Source organism: Aliikangiella litoralis, assembly GCF_052495765.1.
In genome coordinates this window covers 4,594,895-4,615,317 of the sequence record NZ_CP199292.1, presented here as the reverse complement: position 1 = coordinate 4,615,317, position 20,423 = coordinate 4,594,895, and the positions used below count along the sequence as shown (strand labels likewise).

The 20,423-nt window shown below is 35.7% G+C and carries 21 protein-coding genes and 1 riboswitch; of the genes, 20 read left to right on the top strand and 1 reads right to left on the bottom strand.

Annotated features, from left to right (window positions below; all coding sequences use genetic code 11):
* Positions 1 to 50: 50 nt before the first annotated feature.
* The 16 genes from ACT5E3_RS19220 to pssA all read left to right on the top strand — a co-directional run bounded on the left by ACT5E3_RS19220 (position 51) and on the right by pssA (position 15,321).
* Positions 51 to 851 (top strand): ABC transporter ATP-binding protein, encoded by an 801-nt coding sequence (locus ACT5E3_RS19220; RefSeq protein ID WP_444995173.1) that lies wholly within the window; start codon positions 51 to 53, stop codon positions 849 to 851.
* Positions 852 to 1,910, top strand: a complete 1,059-nt coding sequence (locus ACT5E3_RS19215) for a FecCD family ABC transporter permease (RefSeq protein WP_444995172.1) — start codon at positions 852 to 854, stop codon at positions 1,908 to 1,910.
* 12 nt (positions 1,911 to 1,922) lie between these two features.
* Positions 1,923 to 2,951 carry a nicotinate-nucleotide--dimethylbenzimidazole phosphoribosyltransferase gene (cobT, locus tag ACT5E3_RS19210; RefSeq protein WP_444995171.1) on the top strand — a complete coding sequence of 343 codons (1,029 nt, stop codon included), beginning with the start codon at positions 1,923 to 1,925 and terminating at the stop codon, positions 2,949 to 2,951.
* Positions 2,948 to 3,697 carry an adenosylcobinamide-GDP ribazoletransferase gene (locus ACT5E3_RS19205; protein ID WP_444995170.1) on the top strand — a complete coding sequence of 250 codons (750 nt, stop codon included), beginning with the start codon at positions 2,948 to 2,950 and terminating at the stop codon, positions 3,695 to 3,697. The genes cobT and ACT5E3_RS19205 overlap by 4 nt, the downstream gene beginning before the upstream one ends.
* Positions 3,698 to 3,702: 5 nt before the next feature.
* Positions 3,703 to 4,236, top strand: coding sequence for a bifunctional adenosylcobinamide kinase/adenosylcobinamide-phosphate guanylyltransferase (cobU, locus tag ACT5E3_RS19200; RefSeq protein WP_444995169.1), 534 nt, complete (start codon positions 3,703 to 3,705; stop codon positions 4,234 to 4,236).
* A gap of 7 nt (positions 4,237 to 4,243) precedes the next feature.
* Entirely contained in the window at positions 4,244 to 4,921 is a 678-nt protein-coding gene (locus tag ACT5E3_RS19195; RefSeq protein ID WP_444995168.1) for a histidine phosphatase family protein, read from the top strand.
* Positions 4,918 to 6,426 carry a cobyric acid synthase gene (locus ACT5E3_RS19190; protein ID WP_444995167.1) on the top strand — a complete coding sequence of 503 codons (1,509 nt, stop codon included), beginning with the start codon at positions 4,918 to 4,920 and terminating at the stop codon, positions 6,424 to 6,426. The genes ACT5E3_RS19195 and ACT5E3_RS19190 overlap by 4 nt, the downstream gene beginning before the upstream one ends.
* An 11-nt stretch (positions 6,427 to 6,437) precedes the next feature.
* Entirely contained in the window at positions 6,438 to 7,031 is a 594-nt protein-coding gene (gene cobO, locus ACT5E3_RS19185; protein WP_444995166.1) for a cob(I)yrinic acid a,c-diamide adenosyltransferase, read from the top strand.
* Entirely contained in the window at positions 7,031 to 7,864 is an 834-nt protein-coding gene (locus ACT5E3_RS19180) for a cobalamin-binding protein (RefSeq protein WP_444995165.1), read from the top strand. The genes cobO and ACT5E3_RS19180 overlap by 1 nt, the downstream gene beginning before the upstream one ends.
* Before the next feature lie 33 nt (positions 7,865 to 7,897).
* A riboswitch (cobalamin riboswitch) is annotated at positions 7,898 to 8,035 on the top strand.
* Positions 8,036 to 8,094: 59 nt separating this feature from the next.
* Positions 8,095 to 9,921, top strand: coding sequence for a TonB-dependent receptor domain-containing protein (locus ACT5E3_RS19175; protein WP_444995164.1), 1,827 nt, complete (start codon positions 8,095 to 8,097; stop codon positions 9,919 to 9,921).
* Positions 9,922 to 9,977: 56 nt separating this feature from the next.
* On the top strand, positions 9,978 to 10,568 hold the full coding sequence (locus ACT5E3_RS19170; protein ID WP_444995163.1) for a histidine phosphatase family protein: 591 nt from the start codon (positions 9,978 to 9,980) through the stop codon (positions 10,566 to 10,568).
* Between the two features lie 21 nt (positions 10,569 to 10,589).
* Positions 10,590 to 11,531, top strand: a complete 942-nt coding sequence (gene cbiB / locus ACT5E3_RS19165) for an adenosylcobinamide-phosphate synthase CbiB (protein WP_444995162.1) — start codon at positions 10,590 to 10,592, stop codon at positions 11,529 to 11,531.
* 38 nt (positions 11,532 to 11,569) lie between these two features.
* Positions 11,570 to 12,604 (top strand): threonine-phosphate decarboxylase CobD, encoded by a 1,035-nt coding sequence (gene cobD / locus ACT5E3_RS19160; protein WP_444995161.1) that lies wholly within the window; start codon positions 11,570 to 11,572, stop codon positions 12,602 to 12,604.
* Complete coding sequence (locus tag ACT5E3_RS19155; protein ID WP_444995160.1) at positions 12,601 to 13,302, top strand: hypothetical protein; 702 nt, start codon at positions 12,601 to 12,603, stop codon at positions 13,300 to 13,302. The genes cobD and ACT5E3_RS19155 overlap by 4 nt, the downstream gene beginning before the upstream one ends.
* 90 nt (positions 13,303 to 13,392) lie before the next feature.
* Positions 13,393 to 13,962: an elongation factor P-like protein EfpL gene (gene efpL, locus ACT5E3_RS19150; RefSeq protein WP_444995159.1), complete on the top strand. Its 570-nt coding sequence runs from the start codon at positions 13,393 to 13,395 to the stop codon at positions 13,960 to 13,962.
* 3 nt (positions 13,963 to 13,965) lie between these two features.
* Positions 13,966 to 15,321 carry a CDP-diacylglycerol--serine O-phosphatidyltransferase gene (pssA, locus tag ACT5E3_RS19145; protein ID WP_444995158.1) on the top strand — a complete coding sequence of 452 codons (1,356 nt, stop codon included), beginning with the start codon at positions 13,966 to 13,968 and terminating at the stop codon, positions 15,319 to 15,321.
* Positions 15,322 to 15,420: 99 nt separating this feature from the next.
* On the opposite strand, the gene ACT5E3_RS19140 is transcribed toward pssA, so the two are convergent.
* Positions 15,421 to 15,846 carry an MAPEG family protein gene (locus ACT5E3_RS19140; protein WP_444995157.1) on the bottom strand — a complete coding sequence of 142 codons (426 nt, stop codon included), beginning with the start codon at positions 15,844 to 15,846 and terminating at the stop codon, positions 15,421 to 15,423.
* 402 nt (positions 15,847 to 16,248) lie between these two features.
* Between ACT5E3_RS19140 and ACT5E3_RS19135 the strand changes: the two genes are divergently transcribed.
* From ACT5E3_RS19135 to ACT5E3_RS19120, 4 genes are all read left to right on the top strand, one after another.
* Positions 16,249 to 16,710: a hypothetical protein gene (locus tag ACT5E3_RS19135; protein WP_444995156.1), complete on the top strand. Its 462-nt coding sequence runs from the start codon at positions 16,249 to 16,251 to the stop codon at positions 16,708 to 16,710.
* Entirely contained in the window at positions 16,707 to 16,871 is a 165-nt protein-coding gene (locus ACT5E3_RS19130; protein ID WP_444995155.1) for a hypothetical protein, read from the top strand. The genes ACT5E3_RS19135 and ACT5E3_RS19130 overlap by 4 nt, the downstream gene beginning before the upstream one ends.
* A complete protein-coding gene (locus ACT5E3_RS19125) occupies positions 16,862 to 17,266 on the top strand; it encodes a type II toxin-antitoxin system YafO family toxin (RefSeq protein ID WP_444995154.1) in 405 nt (134 codons plus the stop codon). Before ACT5E3_RS19130 ends, ACT5E3_RS19125 begins: the two co-directional genes overlap by 10 nt.
* Positions 17,267 to 17,520: 254 nt before the next feature.
* Positions 17,521 to 20,388: an insulinase family protein gene (locus tag ACT5E3_RS19120; protein ID WP_444995153.1), complete on the top strand. Its 2,868-nt coding sequence runs from the start codon at positions 17,521 to 17,523 to the stop codon at positions 20,386 to 20,388.
* The last annotated feature ends 35 nt before the right edge of the window (positions 20,389 to 20,423 follow it).

Below are 20,423 nucleotides of genomic sequence, written 5' to 3'. Positions count from 1 at the left end.
CTTGTCTTGTTTCTGCTTGATTGTTTGATTTAACTAGTCAGGGTAATTGAGTGACTCAATCGGTTGATAAAATTGATACTTTATTGGAAGTCGAGCAACTTTGCTGGCATGTCAAAGATAAAGCCATTCTTGAGCAAATCTCATTTTCTATTTCACAAGGCGAGTTTGTCGGCATAATTGGGCCTAACGGGGCTGGCAAGTCATCTTTACTCCGCTGCCTTTATGGTAAATATAAACCAACCAGTGGGCAGGTGATGTTTGCCCAGCAAAAGCTCCAAACTTATTCTCGGCGTGACTTGGCACAAAAAATAGCCGTGGTTTTACAAGAGCCCCCAACACGCTTTGAGTTAAGTGTAATTGATGTTATCAAAATGGGGTTAACACCAAATAAGTCGTTACTCGCTTTTGATACTCAAGATGATTTTTTGGCAATAGAAAGTGCCGCAAAAAAAGTTGATCTCTCTGACAAATTAACACAAATGTTTAATTCACTATCGGGGGGAGAAAAACAAAGAGCTATGATTGCTAGGGCAATCTTACAATCTCCTGAATTATTGATTATGGACGAGCCAACTAACCATCTTGATATAAAGCATCAAGTTGAAGTGTTGGAGTTAGCTCGTGATATGGGAATTAGCGTTATTGTTAGCATTCATGATCTTAATTTAGCAACAGCTTATTGCGACCGATTAATTTTAATGGATAAAGGAAAAATTATTGCGCTAGGAGAGCCTGAGCAAGTAATAACAGAAGAGTGTTTGCGTCAAGTATTTGGAATAGAAGCATGTGTTGATACACACCCCTTTAATCAAAAGTTAAGGATAACTTTTTCGGTTGGAGGGCATATATAAATGTCGAGTGAAATACACTGTCAATACTCTCAAATAAATACAAAAGAAAGTGCATCAAAGTTTGTAATATTGATGGTGGCAGCTGTAGCTGTATTATTGCTAACAATGATTGTTGCGCTGGGTATGGGGAGTGCTGGTTTACCTGTTAGCGAAGTTTTTTATAGTGTGTTTGGTTGTCATTATTGGCAATGTGAAGTTGATCCTATTAGCCAACAAATTGTTTGGCAAATTCGTTTACCAAGAATATTGATGGCTCTGCTCACTGGAGCTGGGCTTTCAGTAACCGGGGCGATCTTACAATCTGTGACTCGCAATCCATTAGCTGATCCTTATTTGTTTGGTATTTCAGCTGGCGCATCTCTCGGTGCCGTTATTGTAATGGCGGTTATTTCTACGGCTACTATTTCAATTACTATGGGGGCATTAGTTGGTGGAATATTTTCTGTAATATTAATGTTGATTTTGGCTGGAAGAGCCTCTGTTAATGTGGAAAGTTTATTATTATCCGGAGTTGCCGTCTCCTTTATGCTTAGTGCTTTTACCAGCTTGATTTTATATTATTCTGAACCAGAAACTGCGGCGACTTTATTGTTTTGGATGATGGGAAGTTTTGCCAATAGCCAATGGGGAGAAATTTGGTTTCCTGCTAGTATTTTAATTATTGGTGTCGCTTTATTTTTTCTCTATAGACGTTGGTTAATTGCGATTCAAACCGGAGATGAAAGTGCTTTAACTTTAGGTATTCCTGTCAATCAACTTCGTTTATTTATGTTAATTGTATGTGCAATTATTACTGCGGTATTGGTCGCACATGTTGGAGGAATAGGCTTTGTTGGTTTAATGATTCCTCATATATCCCGCTTTATTATCGGCTCGCAAATTCATCGAGTTTTATTAATGTCTTTAGTACTTGGCGGCACTTTTATGGTCTGGGTTGATGTTATTGCGCATTCTGTTTTAAAGCATCAGGTACTACCGATTGGTATTGTGACATCTGCGGTTGGTAGTTTTTTCTTTTTTATTATCTTAAAAAATAGAAGTCGAATAGCTCAGCAGTGAGGAGTAGTTTTTATGTTTGAAATGACAGCATTAGATTTAACTAATCAAGTAATGATTCAAAATATTATAGACAACAAAACTAAGCCTCGAGGTGCATTAGGTATTTTGGAAAAGCTAGCTAAACAGTTGGCTTTAATTACCGGTTCTGAAAAAATTAATTTAAATCGACCAACGATGCTTGTTTTTGCGGGTGATCATGGCATTGCAGAAGAAGGAATTAGTATAGCTCCCTCTGAAGTGACTCAACAGATGGTTATCAATTTTCTTAATGGTGGTGCAGCAATTAATTGTTTTTGCCAAGTGAATGAAATTAATTTAGAAGTTATTGATGCTGGAATGTTAGTTCCTGTTAGTCACCCTGCGCTGACTATTTTGTCATTGGGGCGCGGAACCAATAATTTTGTTAATTCTCCCGCTATGACTATTGAGTCAGTTAATAAAGGTATTTTACTAGGGGCTGAAGTGGTATACCAACATGTTAACAGTGGTTCTAATGTTTATGGATTTGGTGAAATGGGGATTGGTAATACATCATCTGCTGCGGCACTAATGAGTGCGATAACCGGCATTCCTGCTGAAGAATGTGTTGGGCGAGGGACTGGCGTGACTGATGAGGTTTATCAGAAAAAGGTTAGCTTAATTAAAAAAGCTTTAAATAAACATCGGCAATCGCTGAGAGATGTAAAGCAAATACTAGCGGCATTAGGTGGTTTTGAAATTGTTCAAATGGTGGGTGGGATGTTAGCCGCTGCTGAATGTCAGTGTGTTATTTTAGTTGATGGTTTTATCTCCTCAGTAGCTGCGCTTGCAGCTTGTCAAATTGAGCCTCAAGCAAAAGAATATATGGTTTTTTGTCATCAATCAGAAGAGCAAGGACATTGTCAATTATTAGCGTTTATGCAAGTTAAACCATTGCTAAATTTAGACTTGCGTTTAGGTGAGGGAACAGGGGCTGCTTTAGCATTTCCATTATTGAAAGCCGCTGAGTCTTTTTACAATGATATGGCTAGCTTTGAAAGTGCTGGAGTTGATAGCGTATGACTCTAGTAAAAAAGGAGTTAAATTTATTTTTTATTGCACTAGGTTTTCTCACTCGAATTCCGATACCTGCATCTGTTGATTTTGAACAGTCGAAGTTAAACCATGCAAGTCGATATTTTCCTTTGGTTGGTTGGGGAATTGGACTGATTTGTGGCTTTGTTTATTGGTTTTTCTCGTTACATTTTCCAGTGACCATCGCTATTTTGTTATCAATGTTAGTGAGTGTTTTAATAACAGGTTGTTTTCACGAAGATGGTTTAGCTGATACATGTGATGGTTTGGGTGGCGGCTGGAGTGCACAGCAAAAGCTTTCAATTATGAAAGATTCCAGAATTGGAACCTATGGTTCGATTTCAATTTGGTTTGTGTTAACTTTTAAGTTTGTGCTTCTATCACATTTAGATAATGTTTTACTAGCGTTAGTTGTTGCACATCCCATTAGTCGAAGTGTTGCTACATCACTTATTTATTTTTTACCCTATGTTTCTGAAGATGCAAAGGCTAAAGTTAAGCCTTTAGCAGAAACAACTTCAAAAAATGATTGGCTTATTAGTTTATTTATTGGCTTGGCCGCTTTATTTTTAGTTTTACATGTTTTTGTCAGTTTAGTTGTGACTTTATTACTGAGCTATTTCGTTATTCGCTTTGTTCTGTTGAAGCAAATAAAAGGTTTTACAGGTGATACATTAGGTGCAACTCAACAGTTAATAGAATTGATAGTTTACTTTGTATTAATAGCTGGATGATATTAATGATTTATTTAGTTTTAGGTGGTGCGCGATCAGGTAAGAGTGGCTTTGCTGAAAAATTAGCAAGCGAACAGTCAAATAACATTACTTATGTGGCAACTGCTACCGCGGGTGATAATGAAATGCGTGAGCGCATTAAATATCATCAAGACTCTAGACCACAAGATTGGTTGTTAATCGAAGAGCCATTTAATTTATCAAAAGTTGTTAATGAAAATAATTTTCCCGATAAAACATTAATTATTGAGTGTATGACTCTTTGGCTAAGTAATTGGTTGTGCACTAACGATACACAAGGTTGGCATAATGAGCGGGAGGCTTTTATCAATACCTTATCAAAAACAAAGGCTAATGTAGTGATAGTATCGAATGAAGTTGGTAGCGGTGTTATACCGATAGGTGAGTTAAGTCGTGATTTTGTTGATCGAGCCGGTTGGCTTAACCAAGAGTTAGCTAATTTAGCAGATAAGGCAATATTAGTTGTCGCAGGTTGTGCAATTAACCTTAAATCTAATAATCTATCATCGGAAATTTAAAATTAGTATGAACACTGAAGTTTATTTTATTCGTCATGGTGAACCAATGCTTCAAAAAGCATTATTAGGTAGCACTGACTCACCACTTAGTCAGTATGGCTGGCAGCAATTACAAACTAGTTTTAATAACTTGTGTAAAGTAGAACAACTGATTTCAAGCCCTCTAAGTCGGTGCGCTAGTTTTGCTCAGCAGTTTTCTGTAGAAAATGAATTGCCTCTAGATATTGTTGAAGATTGGAAAGAGTGCGATTTTGGCGAATGGGATGGAGAGAGTTATCAAGCTCTTTATCAAAAGTTTCCTGATTTAGTCGAAAAATATTTTAATGAACCTGGAAAATACACACCTCCAGGTGGAGAGGCTTTAGATAAGTTTTGTCTGCGTGTAGAACACGCCTTAAACAATTTACTAGAGCAATACCAAGGAAAGCGACTAGTCGTGATAACACATGCAGGCGTCATTAGAACTTTGATTGCATGGTGTTTAAAGATGAACTACTCAGAAGGATTGCAATTTAGACGGTTTGCTTTAGATTATGCCAGTATCACCCATTTTTCATTTTTTCATGGTGAAAAAATATTTCCGCAAATTATTTCTTTAAACCAGTCTGCCCATTTAGCTTCAATTGAAGTTCTAAAAGATAAAGATAATTGTCAACTCAATCATGTTTCTGGTGCGAAAGCATGATGAGAAGTAGCGATTCTATTCAGGGTAGTTTAATGATTCAGGGAACGACCTCTGATGCAGGTAAGAGTATTTGTGTAGCGGGACTTTGTAGAGTATTAACGCGCCGAGGTCTTTCGGTTGCTCCTTTTAAACCACAAAATATGGCTTTAAACAGTGCTGTAACAGCTGGCGGTGGAGAAATAGGACGAGCTCAAGCATTACAAGCGGTTGCTTGTGGGTTAGAACTTTCAACTGATTTTAATCCCGTTTTGCTTAAACCAAGTAGTGATATGCGTTCTCAAGTTATTATTCATGGACAGGCTGTTAGCCATTTAGATGCTATTAGTTTTGGCAATATTAAGACTATGGCTTTTGAAAAAGTATTAGAGTCGTATCAACGACTAAAACAAAAATACGATGTTGTATTAGTTGAAGGAGCTGGCAGTCCGGCAGAAATTAATTTAAGAAAAAATGATATTGCCAACATGGGATTTGCTGAAGCGGTAGATTGTCCGGTTGTATTAATTAGTGATATTGATCGCGGAGGTGTTTTTGCCCATTTAACGGGTACAGTTCATTTATTGGCTAAAAGCGAACAAGAGCGTATTAAAGGATTTATTATTAATAAATTTCGGGGGCGTATTGAGCTATTGCAAAGTGGTTTAGACTGGTTGGAGTCATACTCACAAAAAAGGCTTTATGGTGTTTTACCGTATTTAAAGTCATTAAAGCTTGATGCGGAAGATGCAATTGTTCCAGAAGAAGAAAGTAAAGATTCTTTATTGAATATAAAAATTCCGGTATTACCAAGAATCAGCAATCATACTGATTTTGAACCATTAAAATGGCATCCCAAAATTAAATTGGAGTTTGTGCCTGCGGGTAATTCTTTATCGGGAGCTGATTTAATTATTTTGCCTGGTAGCAAAAGTGTTAGAGATGACTTAACTTTTTTAATTGAACAAGGCTGGAAAAAAGAAATAGAAAGGCATTTACGCTATGGTGGAAAATTATTAGGGATCTGCGGTGGCTTTCAAATGTTAGGTAAAGTTATTCATGATCCATTAGGGATTGAAAGCTGTGCAGGATCAACAGAAGGACTCAGTCTATTAGATTTTGAAACTCATTTAAAAGACAATAAACGTTTAAAGCAAGTAGAAGGTTCCTTTAATTTGGCGGAAAAAAAGTCATTAGTGAGTGGCTATGAAATTCATTGTGGTGTATCTCAAGGTCCTGCATTGAATCAATACTTTGCGAAAATTATTGATAGTGAAAATAGACACTCTTTCGATGGTGCAATTTCAAGTGATGAACAAATTATTGGTACTTATTTACACGGCTTATTTGAAACTGATGAAAGTTTAGAAAATATTCTTTATTGGGTAACTGGTCAGTCTATACAGTGTCAAAATTGGAATGATGTTAGAGAAAGTGAGCTTAACCGGTTAGCAGATGAATTTGAAACACATTTAGATATAGAAGGGATTATTGATGTGATAAACCTTCGTTCAAATCAACTACTTTAAGAGAGAAAAATATGAATGAACAAGAAAGGCATAAGAAAAAGGCGCAGAAACAAAAAGAAAAAGTTGATGCAAGTGTTGCTAAAGCACAAATAGAAAGAGGGATTGTTTTAGTAATTACTGGTAATGGTAAAGGTAAGTCAACTTCTGGTTTTGGAACGGTAACTCGTTGTATTGGGCACGGATATAAAGCGGCTGTTGTTCAGTTTATAAAAGGTAAGTGGGATTGTGGAGAAAGAAACTTATTAGAACAGAACGGAGTTCCATTTGCTGTCATGGGAACTGGATTTACTTGGGATACACAAGATCGTGCTGCAGATATTGCTGCTGCAACAGAAGTTTGGCAAGAAGGTAAAAAGTTTTTAGCTGATCCACAATATCATGTAGTTTTATTAGATGAAATGACATACATGCTAGGTTATGACTATTTAGACAAGCAAGAAGTACTAGATGCAATTAAAAATCGACCTGAAAACCAGTCGGTTATTATTACAGGGAGAGGTGCGATTAGAGAGTTACGTGATATGGCTGATACCGTCAGCGAAATAAAAGATGAAAAACATGCATTTAAAGCGGGCATTAAAGCAAGGCAAGGAGTCGATTGGTAATGTATTTGAGGGGCATTTTATTTTTTTTATTGTTAATGTTTTCAGTTTCAGCTGGAGCCAATACGAGTAAAAAAATTGAGCGAATAATTGCGCTTTCTCCTCACTCAGTGGAAATGCTGTTTGCAATGGGGGCCGGTGATAAGATTGTTGGTACTGTTGAATATGCTGACTATCCTGAAGCAGCATTAAAAATTCCACGTATTGGCAGTTATACCGGCTTACAGATTGAAAAAGTGGTTGCACTTAAACCCGATTTAATTGTTTCTTGGGATAGCGGCAATAAGTTGGCCGATTTAAAAAAGTTGAAATCTTTAGGGCTAAATATTTTTAGTACACAACCAAAAGATATTCAAGGTATCTCTGATGATTTGGAAAAATTAGGGCAACTAATTGGCCATGAAGTTCAAGCTAAAGAAGTCTCTGCCAGCATTGCTCATGAGCATCAGCTGATTAAACAGCAATACAAAAATAAAAAGAAAGTTAAAGTGTTTTATCAATTGTGGCACGATCCACTGAGAACAATTGGTGCAAGTAGCTGGATTGAATCGTTAATTAATGATTGTAATGGAAATAACTTATTTAATGATGCTGATTCTCCTTATCCAGTCGTTTCATTTGAAACTGTACTTAAACGCAACCCTGAAATCATTATTATTCCACATCATTCTGGAAGTATTGGCGCAAAAACTGAAATTTGGAATAACTGGTCGGTAATTAATGCCGTTCAAAATAAGCAGATGCCAATAATAAACGGTGATCTATTGCATCGTTTTGGTCCACGAGCTGTTTTGGGATTAAAAGCGCTTTGTCAAGCCATTGATAAAGCTCGATAAAGTAACTGAAGTAATGGCTTTTTAAAGCCGCATGGATGTTTTGGAAAATCAAGAGGTTTAGTTTGTGACTAATCTTTATTGGAAAACCAGTGTGATTCTGGTGCTGCCCCCGCAACGGTAAGACAAAATATTTTGTTTAAGCCCGGTACAAGCTTGATTTTATTTTTTTGGGGATTTCCCCTGTTGTTAATAACGCGGAGGGCGTTATTTTATTAAAGGTAAATGTAGAAATGAAAAATAAATATGTTATGCAATCTGCACTATTGGTGTTTGCATTTTCAGGAAATTTTAGTGTCGTAGCTAATGATAGCGGTTTTGACGATAAAGTTGTTGTTGTTACCGCAAACCGTATTCAGCAAGATATTAATGATACATTGGCTGATGTTGAAGTAATCGAACGTCAAGATATTGAAAAAATACAACCTCAATCTTTAACTGATTTACTTGTTAATATTTCAGGAATAGATTTTGTTCAAAAAGGTGGGCATGCACAAGATACTTCTATTTTTGTTCGTGGAGCTAACTCTAATCAAGTCTTGGTACTTATTGATGGTGTTAGAGTTGGTTCTGCAACATTAGGACAAAAATCTATTTCAGATATTTCTACTGCTCAAATCGAAAGGGTTGAAATTGTGAAAGGGCCAAGAGCAGCTCTTTGGGGGAGTGATGCTATTGGTGGAGTCATTCAAGTTTTTACCCGTCGTTACTTATCTGGTGAAAGTCGTGTCGGAGTAATGATTGGTAGTAATAATACTAGTGAGGTTGATGCCGCTATTGGTTTTGGTGATGAACAATTAAACTCTACTATTACTTATAGTCGAAAAAGATCGGATGGTTTTGATGTGCGCATCGATGATGAGTTAGATGATGATGGTTATCAAAATGATAGCCTTGCCATTAAAGGAAGTTATCAATTAAATAGTAGTAACTTGTTTGATTGGGTGTTACAGGGTGATAAAGGTGAAAGTGAATTTGATACCCGTTATGGTGGTAATGTAGCTAATTATAATAATCACTTTTGGAACCTTCGTTATATTCACGCTACTGAAAATTGGACTAATCAAGTGGCATTAAAAAAGAGTCGTGATTATACCTATTCAGTTGGTAATGCGATTGATCGTGAAAATGCTGATGCCTTTGAAACCAGAAGAGAGCAGTATACTTATTTAACTCAAGCAACTTTTTCAGAAGAAGTTTCAGTAACTGGTGGTGTTGAGTGGATTATTGATGATATTGATAGAACAACTAGTGACTATGCAGAAACACGAAGAGAGTCAAAAAGTGCTCAAATTGGAGTGAATTATATTGGTAATGTTATTCTTGCTGATTTAGCTATTCGCTATGATGATGTGCAAAGAGTCAATAATGAAACAAGTGTTAACTTGGGGGTTGGTTACCGTTTAGCTGAAGAACAATTAATCAGTCTTAATTATTCAGAAGGATTTAAGGCGCCGACATTTAACGATCTTTATTATCCTTATGGAGGAAATCCAGAACTTGTATTTGAGTTATCTGAAAATATAGAGCTTTTATATAAAGGAAAAATTGGCGTTGGTCGACTCTCTTTAAGTGTTTATGATTCTGAAGTTGAAAATTTAATCCAATGGGTGCCTGATTCTAATGGTGTTTGGGCTCCACAAAATGTAGGAGAAGCTAAAATTCAAGGAGCTGATTTAACTTATTCAATCAGGCATGATAGCTATACACACAAACTAACAGCCAGTTATACCTCTGCAGAAGATGCAGCAACTGGACAACAATTGATTCGTCGGGCTAAAAATCAGTATGGTTATGAACTGGGTTTTGTTGGCGACAGCTTCGATGGATTTGTTCAGTTGCAGCATGTAGGCAAAAGACCTGACAATGACTTCCAAACATACTCAAGAATTATGTTAGATAGTTATATGCGTGTCAATTTAGGAGTCGGTTATCAATTTGACTCTAATTGGAAGTTTCAATTGAAAGTGAATGATGCATTTGATGAAGCGCCAATTCAAGTATCAGGATATCACCCGATTGAAAGAGAATACTATTTCACTGTTAGTTATCAATACTAATAGGACTAACTGTCAGAGTTCACTGCGATTGAACTCTGACAAGTGAGGCGATGAAAATGAATGATTCTTTACTGACCTATTTTTATCTTGCTCGTCATGGTGAAACTGAGTGGAATAAACTACGCCGTTTACAAGGTCAACTAGATAGTGCTTTGACTGCTAACGGCATTGATCAAGCGGCTTTATTGGGGCGAAATTTACTGGGTAAAAATATTCAAAAAATTATATCTTCACCGCTTAAAAGAGCTCAACATACAGCAGAAATCTGTCAACAAATGCTTTTAGTTGATTTGGAGTTAGATAGTCGTTTTGTCGAACGTGACTTCGGTCTTTGGCAATCGGCCTACTTTGATGATATTTCAGTTGAAGATGATTTTGAAAAAATTTTTTTTCAGGTTAATCATATATCACCACCCAAAGGAGAAAGTGGTATTGCATGCGCTAATCGGATTAAAAATGGATTAGTTGCTATTGCTGAGCAAACTAGTGAAACCAATCTATTAGTGGTTACTCATGGCGATGCGATACGTTGTTTACTGGCCACGTTATCAAAACAAAGTGAGTGTGATGCCTATAGTCAATATGGCAATGGGCGAATTTTTCTTGTGAAATTTTGCCACCGCACTCAACAATTATTAGTTGATTGACAATAAAAGGAAGTTTATCTGTTGAGTCATTTAGGATTAATTAGTTGCATCCTCTTATCGGCCGTTGTACTCGATCAACTTTTAGGAGAAACGTCAAGGTTTCATCCATTAGTTGGTTTTGGTAAGGCTTCTACATGGCTAGAATCTAAACTTAATCGAGTTAGGTATTCATCTTTCAGTCTTAAGTTAATAGGGATAGCTGCATGGTTTGTATTAATTATTCCTATTGCTTGGCTTTACACTTTTTTTTACCAGCCGACATCTGTTTATTATTTGATTGATGCATTGATTGTTTATTTAGCCATAGGACAAAAAAGTTTAAGGTTACATGCATTGGCTGTTTATGAGCCACTTAAAAATAACGATATCCCCAAAGCTCGTCAAGCTATTCAAATGATAGTCAGTCGACAGACAAGTCATTTAACTAAAGCAGAAATCAGTCGTGCAACGGTAGAATCTGTTTTAGAAAACGGACATGATGCTGTTGTTGCAACATTGTTTTGGTATTTTATTGGAGGAGCGCCAGCTGTCATTGTTCATCGATTAGCCAATACTTTGGATGCTATGTGGGGATATAAAAACAATCGCTTTCTAAATTTTGGTTGGTTTGCAGCCAAGGCTGATGATTGGTTAGGCTGGCCATCGGCTAAGTTAACGGGTTTATTATTTATCTTGAGTCAACCTGCTGGGTGGTTAAACATTAAGCATTTACTGATTAATGCATATCGCCAAAGTCAACATTATAAAAGCTTAAATGGTGGGTGGGTAATGTCAGCGGGTGCAAGTAGTTTAAAAATAATGCTCGGGGGAAGAGCTTGCTATCATGGGGAAGTGATTAACTCCGCTTCTTTAGGTGAAGGAAGAGAGCCTACTGTTAACGATATTAAACGTGCGATCAATTTAGTGACTAAAGCCAGTTTGCTATTCATTGCTATTTTGTTTGTCGTTGGTATAGCTTTGTAAAAAGTTATTCGGACAACTGTAGGAAGGAGATTATTTTAATGACATTAACTCATGGAGGTCAATTAAATCAAGTGGCCAAAGAACGTGGTCTTTCCGTTGATGGGTGGTTAGATTTATCAACGGGAATTAGCCCATTTAGTTATCCAATACCGACAATTCCAGATGATATATGGCGCAGTTTACCTCAACAAACCGAGCCTTTATTACGTGTTGCTAAATTATATTATCATGCTAATCATTTGATGGTAACTAATGGTTCTCAAAGTATTATTCAGGCATTACCCAGAGTATGGAAAATGCAGGTTAGGGATACCAAACAAACAAAAGTATTTGTTCCCCTGGTTGGTTATAAAGAGCACCAAAAAGCATGGCAAGATGCTGGGTTTGAAGTAATCCAATATCATAAGCTACCTGCTTTAGAAAATTTACCAAAAAATTCAATAGTCATTGTGATTAACCCTAATAACCCTACAGGAAAACTGATTGATAATGAGCAATTAAAAAAGTTGCATCAACATTTATTAAGAACGGAAGGCTGGCTGATTATTGACGAAGCCTTTATGGATGTTAGAGCGCAAAGTGATTGGTTTAATGGGGATATAGAGTTGGGGCATTGCATTGTATTACGATCAATCGGTAAGTTTTTTGGTTTGGCTGGAATTAGAGTTGGTTTTGCCATTGCTTCAGCAGAAATTTTAAAGTTATGTGAGCAACTATTGGGCGTGTGGCAAGTCAATGGACCTGCTCTTTACCTTTGCGAACGTGCTTTAGCGGATAGGCAGTGGCAAACTTCTCAGAGGTCTTTATTAGCGTCCCATGCACAACGTTTGAGAGAAATATTAAGCGATCATTTTGTTCAGAGCAATATTGGAGGGAGCGACTTATTTGTGACGATTAAAACATCTTATGCGCCTGAATATTTTGATTGGTTTTGCCATAATAAAATTTATGTACGTTTGTGTGACGAATGCGATGCTTTACGCTTTGGTATACCTGATAACTCTGGGTTACAGAGATTAGAGTCTTTATTTTTAAGTTCAGAATATCAACATTTTTGTGAGAGTTTCAAATGACTTTTTTTAAAGCTACTGAGTTAGAGCAGTTAGGGCTGAATTTACAGGCTATTGCTAATTTATCCCAATTACCTGAGGACATATTATCTAAGCTGGAGGATTGTTGTTCTGACATCGATAAGTATTCTCAATTACTGATTATAGGGCATGGCGGAAATAGAATGTGGCAAGCTTTCGGTGAGTCTGAAAAGGAGCCTTTGAATCCTATTGATAATTTTTCTTTGAATCATGTTACGGCATATCTTGATAAACAAAGCGGTGTTGAAAGCTACCAGGCTATTTACCCAGGGGGGCAGTTTTTTGGTTTGCAACAGTTAGGAAAAATACTTGGCTGGCATCATGATTCGCCTTTTAGAGTTGGTATTAACTCACAATGGGGAAGCTGGTTTGCTTACCGTGTTGTTATGTTGACAAAAAGTAAGTATCAGCCTACTGCTGTTCAACGAACAGAGTCCCCTTGTTTACAATGTAATCAGCGCCCTTGTGTTAATGCTTGTCCGGCCAATGCTTTATCTGAAAATGATTTTGCTCTATCTGATTGTTTGAGTTACCGAGAATCGGCAAATTCTTCATGTCGTGATAAATGTCTTGCTCGTATGGCTTGTCCGGTAGGAAAGCAACATCAATATTCTATAGAACAAATTAATTACCATTATTCACAATCAATGAATATCATTGAATCTAAAGTGATTGATTAAGTCATTATAAAAATTCTCTCTTGAGCTTTTCAAAAAACAACTGAAAGGCTATGATACACTTAGTTTAAAGCATATCAAAAGAGAACAATCATGCCTAAGGCAAGTGAATTAAAGCGAGGAGTTGCCGTTGAATATAACGGTAAAATGCTTTTAGTTAAGCAGGTTGACGTACACAGCCCCAGTGCCCGAGGTGCAGCTACCCTGTATAAGACCCGGTTTATTGATATATCAACCAATGGAAAAGTGGAGCATACTTTTAAGGGAGATGATATGTTGAATCAAGTCGATTTAGGGCGGCATCCTGTCAGTTTTTCCTATATTGACGGAGATGATTATATTTTTATGGATAACGAAGATTTCAGTCAATATATTTTTAAATTAGCTGATATTCAAGAAGAAATGTTATTTATTAACGAGTCTACTCAAGGGTTAGTTGTATTAACCGTTGATGGAAATACTGTTGGTTTAGAATTGCCGCAATCAGTAGAAATGGAAATTGATGAAACGGATCCTTCTATTAAGGGGGCATCGGCTTCTGCTCGTACCAAGCCTGCTCGTTTTGTCACTGGTTTAACCATTCAAGTACCTGAATATATTTCTCAGGGAGAAAAAGTTAAAATAAATACAACCGATAAAAAATTTATGGGAAGAGCGGACTAATTAATGAATCTAGCTAATGGTAGGACACCTTTTTTTCAATCTCTGGATACTATATCCGTAGCGTCAAGTGATTTTAGTATCTTAAATACAACGAAAGAATTTAAGGAAAAACTGCTGGCGCTTATTAAAAGCGCAAGAAAGCGAATTTATATTACTGCCTTATATTTGCAAGATGATAATGCAGGCCGAGAAATTTTGCATGCTATTTATCAAGCAAAACAAGATAACCCTGGTTTAGATGTAAAGATCTTTGTTGACTTTCTCCGTGCACAAAGAGGGCTTATGGGGCATAAGAAAAGTATTGGTAATGTCCGGTTATATCGTGAATGTGCAGAAACATATGAGCATCAAATTGAAATATTAGGTGTACCAGTTAAAAGCAAAGAAGTATTTGGTGTATTTCATGTCAAAGGTTTTGTGTTTGATGATGTTCTGCTGTATAGCGGCGCGAGTCTTAATGAGGTTTATTTACACCACGCTGATCGTTATCGTTATGATCGTTATCATCAAATAAAAAACCAAGCATTATGTGATAGTTTTGTCGATTTTTTGCAAACACAGGTTGCTCAAAGTGATGCTGTACATCCTTTAACGGTGGAAAATATACCAGATAGAAAAAAGCTATTATCTGCAATTAAAAAGTTCAAGAAGATTTTACGCAGCAGCCATTATTTGTTTAAAACCACTCATTCTGAGCTCCATAATACAGAAGTTGCAATGACGCCTTTATTAGGTTTTGGCCGGAGAAAAAATTTACTTAATAAAGTGATTTTTGAGCTTGTTAAAAATACTCAGAAACATATCATTATTTATACGCCATATTTCAATCTGCCTAATAACATTAACCGTGCAATTCGAGGGTTACTTAGAAGAGGCAAAGTAGTCGATATTATTGTTGGTGATAAAACGGCTAATGATTTTTATATTCATGATCAAAAAGTATTTAATAAAATAGGTATTGTTCCTTATGTATATGAAACTAATTTACGTAAGTTTACTAAAAGAAATCAACGGTATATTGATAAAGGGTTATTAAATCTTCGATTATGGCTAGATGATGGTAATACTTTTCATCTAAAAGGTATTAGCTCAGATGAAACCTCGCACTTAATAACGGGTCATAATATTAACCCTAGAGCGTGTAAATTAGATTTAGAAAATGGTATCTTAATTCAAGATCCAAATAGATTACTACAAAATAAATTTCATCAAGAATATGAAAATATACTTACTCACACAACTCGTATTGAGCATTTTGAACAAATTGAAGATGTCAATGATTACCCAGATGAGCCTAAAAGGTTAATGCGCTCCGTTAAACGAGCTAAACTCGATAGTATTTTGAATCGACTGCTTTAAATATAAAAACAAGATAACAACCTAAGCTGAAAGGCAATCTTATCAGAGTTTGATAAACTCATTGAGCTTGCTCAATAAATCTTAGGCAATTGTAATTACTTAAGAAGCAAATAATACAAATAATGTTATCCAATATCCCATTAAAATAAAACTGCTAATAACAAAAATGTAGAAACGAGCTCTAAAGTGATTGTTCGTGCAGTGCACAAAGCTATGAATATAGCGTAAGATAACATAAGCCCAAGCAAAATAAATTAAAACATAGTGCTGAATGTTAAGAACTAATGTCAGCATAATACCAGAGTAAAAAAGAATAGGGACTTCAAATAAGTTAATCAAATTACGTGCAGTCTGTCTGATTTTATCGGGTTCTCTACCATCTTGATAAAGCCTATAAAAAGCTAAGTCTAGTTCTCTTTTTTTGAGGGCTATTCTTCGTCTTACCGCTAGAGTTAATAATACGGTGAATGTTAGAAATACCATCGCAAATAGGGATAGAACGAGTTGTGTTTGAATAAAGCTCATAATGCTAACTTCCTAATTAATGTTTATTTTATAATTATTCCACTAAAATTTGCTTCTGAAGTAGAAGCTGGATAAATACTATCGTTTTTTCCGCTGAGGTAAAGAGCTAGAAATGACACTTTATTGATTAGATATTGCCAAATAGTTAACCTGATTGATTCTAGTAAACCATCGATAATGGTTGATTAAATTTGAAAAAGGTAACTATCCAATTAAAAGGAACTATTTTATATTGTACAATTTCTAAAATTAAGGAAGCTCAAAGGGGGGAAGGGAACACTCAAAAAGAAGAGTGCTTCATACACAATCTTTTATAATCTAAGTTGCGGCCATTTCCATAGTAGTGATAAAATCAAGCTGTATTGTTGGATTCTGACAACGAAGAATGAAAGGTACTCAAGCATGTCACACGACGATGAATTTTCAGAATGCACTTTTAATAGTCCTCCACCTCTACCAAGCAAAAAAGAATCAAATGTAGATTTTGACTTTAGACCTACTGACGATATAGCTATTGACGATATTTGCAGCCTTAAATCTTGGCTAGAGATAATTACTAAGCAAGGCGGAGTTTGTTTGGAAGATGTTGATATCACTTTAAATTTTTTCGGTGAAGATGATGATACCTATTTACTCATTCATCGTTACACTGGCAAAAATAAAGCCGATGTTTACTTCTTTAAAACTGAAGATAGAAGAAACCCTCTTAACTCATTAATTCAATGGCTCGGCTGTATTAATTATAGCTTGCATGAGTTATTAGAACTTCTTGATAATTCTCATTATCAATATACTGAAATGGGGGATGAGATAAGGTATTTTGGCATGATTATTACAAAGACACAGCAGGAACATCGTGAGTGAAACCCTCAATAATTATTAAAAAGAAAAAGCTTAATAAAAACAGAAAAAAAGTTAGCAACGCTCAAATCGCTGCCGCAGCTGTGAGAGGAACCCAAGATCTCTTAAAATCAAGTGACAAAAAAAACAATGTAGGTATCGAGGAGTATACCGAGTGGGAGTAAGAATATTTACGCATGAAAGGTTAAAAATAACTACACAACCAGAAGAATTACAAGTATTGATAGATGATTTCAGAAATTATAAAGTATCTGGCTCTACTAATGGTATTTTTGGTTCTGATGTGCCTTATGATAGACCCAGTTCAGTGAAGTTTGCAGAGTTAATGCACGTACATGTTAGAGATAAGAACTCGAATCCGCGCTTATGGGATAATATTCACGTTGCTCAATCAAGGAGAGTAAGTAACAGCGCTTTAGTCTATGTTTCTGGTTCTATAGATAAGGACACATACCTCCTAATAGCATTCTTTTATTTAAACGCTCATGAGATGGCAAGAAAGATGACTTTTATGTGTGAGTTAGCAGAAATTGCGGAACGCTTTAGAGAGAGGTTTTAAAACTTTATTCATAGGATATTATTGAAAGTACTTTTCTTGACCGTTTCTTAAAGAGTAGGCGTATAATAGTGAAAGAGCAGCATAAAACGACTAGGTAATGTACGACAGCCTTAAAATAAATAAATACTTACAATTTCCACGCTACAGAAAAACTTATAACCTATAAACTAACTTTTGTTATTTATTGAGAGGTATTTGAGCGTGTTAAATACCATAATCAATTACTAAAGTTAAATTTTATATAGGATTCATCAATGAAATTATTTAAGCCGACAGTATTATCTTTAGCATTAAGTTTTGCATTAACTGGCTGTCAGACTTCTAACATAAATTCTTTAAAAGAAGAAGTAATCAATCCCAATGAAGTTATCAAAAGTCAGTCAGATCAAAGAGATTACCGCTATATTCAATTAAAAAATGGTTTGAAAGTATTAATGATATCAGATCCTACTTCTGAGAAATCAGCGGCTGCTATGGATATTTCTGCTGGGGCCTTTCATGCCCCCAAAGATCGGGCTGGATTGCTACATTTTCTTGAACATATGCTTTTTTTAGGCACTGAAAAATATCCATCGGCGGGGGAATATAACGAGTTTTTAAAGAAAAATGGCGGATCTTCAAATGCATACACATCTCTGGAGGATACTAACTATTTCTTCAATGTGAAAAATGACGCATTTAATGAAGCCCTAGATCGTTTTGCCCAGTTTTTTATTGCGCCTACAATGGACCCAAAATATGTTGATAGAGAAAAGAATGCTGTTGACTCTGAATACTCTTTAAAAATAAAAGATGATGCACGTCGAATTAGGGAGGCAAGTCGTCAGGCTATTAATCCTGAACATCCTTATAGTATGTTTAGTGTCGGTAATTTAGCTACATTAGCTGATCGCGGTGATGATAAAGTCTATGATGCATTAATTAAAGCTTATAAACGCCACTACTCTGCAAATCGAATGGCGCTTGTCTTATTAAGTAATCAGTCTTTAGCCAACATGGAAGCGATGGTGATTGAAAAATTTAGCGCAGTTAAAAATAATGGGTTAGATAAACCTCAATTAGTCACTGAGTTGTTAACTAAAAAAGAACTTGAAACACGTGTACATATTGAACCGTTAAGGGAAATGCGAACATTGGAAATGGTATTTCCTATTATAGATACTCAACAATTTTCAAAGCAAAAGCCAACACGTTTGATTACTCATTTGTTAGCACATGAAGGAGAGGGTTCATTATATCAACGACTCAATCAAAAAGGCTTAATTGAGTCATTAAGTGCTTATGTCAATAATGCCGATGCATTAGATTCTTTTTCGATTGAGATGGAGTTAACAAAAAAAGGGTTAAAGCAAGTTAATCAAATTACAGAAGACGTTTTTGCATATATCGATCTCATTAAAAAGAAAGGTGTAACAGAAGAGTATTATAATGAACTTAAAAATATAGCGGCATTAAATTTCACCTTTCAAGAAAAGTCAAATCCTATGTCGACAGTTTATCAGTTGGCTCCTGTATTACAGAATACACCCGCTAATAACTTACTCAATATTAATTATACTTATGAAAAATTTAATGCTGATTTAATACAAAAGTATTTATCAGAGTTAACGCCAAATAATATGCAACAAACAATTGTTGCTCCGGGTTTATCGACCAATAAAAATGAACCTTTATATGATGTTAATTATTCAGTTAATAAAATATCAAAACAGTTAATCAATCAGTGGAGCAAGGTAAAAGCACACCCGGATATGAAGCTGCCAGCTCTAAATCCTTTTATTGCTGAAGACATAAAACTCAAAGAGTCAGATGAAAAAGAGAAACCAGAATTATTAGTGAATAAGGCTGGAATTCAGCTGTGGCATTATTTAGATACAAGCTTTAGCATGCCAAAGTCGAGTGTTATTGTGAGACTTGAATCGCCTGTTATTAAACAAAGCGCTAAAAATCGAGCGATGACTGAGTTAGCTAGTAAGGTGATTGAAGATAATTTAAGCGCTTATGGTTATGATGCAAAACTTGCAGGCCTAAGTTATCAGTTATTTGAGTCAGAAAAGGGGATAGGTTATGTGGTTAATGGTTATAGTGATAAACAAGCAGAGTTAATTGCTACCATTAATAAAACGATTACAAAGTTTGATGTGAGTGAAGGTAAGTTTGAGTTACTTAAAGCAAGCTTGTTAAAAGATTTGAAAAATGCCGCCTTTTCTCGACCGATTGGTCAGGTCTTTGGGCGAATGGAGCGTGAATTTGGTAGTGACTCTTTTTCAAGTTCTTTACTGGCGAGTGAATTAACGGCTGTTGATTTAAAACAATTAAAACAGTTTATGCAAACTATGTTGTCAGAAGTAGCGTTAAAAGTGTTAGTACATGGTAATACGGATCAACAAGAAGCTATGGCACTAAGTAACAAGCTATACCAAAGTTTCTTATCTTCAGCAAAAACGGGTGCAGGATATCAAACAAAATTACGACAGCTAAACGACGGTACTCAAGAAGTTGTAGAAATGCAAATAGAACATGATGACTCAGCAATAGTAATTACTTACCCTCTAGATGTTACATTGAATAGTTATTTACGTACTCGCATGATAGGACAAGTGCTTAGTGCAGCATTTTTTAATGATATTCGTACGACACAACAATTAGGTTACACTGTTGGTGCTTTTGGAAGTGAAATTGATGATATGCCAACGCTTAATTTTTATATTCAATCATCAAAAGTTGGCCCAAAAGAATTAGAAAGGCGTATTGATCAATTTATTAAAAAGGAATTTAATTCAGTGAAAGAAATGACAGATGAAAATTTTGCACAACATAAAGCTGGCTTGCTCACTAATATTAAGCGCAAAGATAAAAACTTAGGAGAGCGTACAATGCGTTTATGGGGAGAATTAATGGATGGTTTTAGCGACTTTGATAAACGTGAACAGTTAGCAAAAGGAATTTCAGATATGACTAAGCAAGACTTAATTGATGCATATCAAAAAATTCTAATTGGGCCTAAAAAGAAACGTTTGATCGTTAGAAATTTTGGTAAAGCTCATTTAGATAAAGACTACAAAGCCGCATTAAAAGATAAGTCGATCTGTCGTGATGATCAGTGTTGGCATGCTCAATAACTAATTGGCTTTATTTTATTGGTATTAAAAGCCCT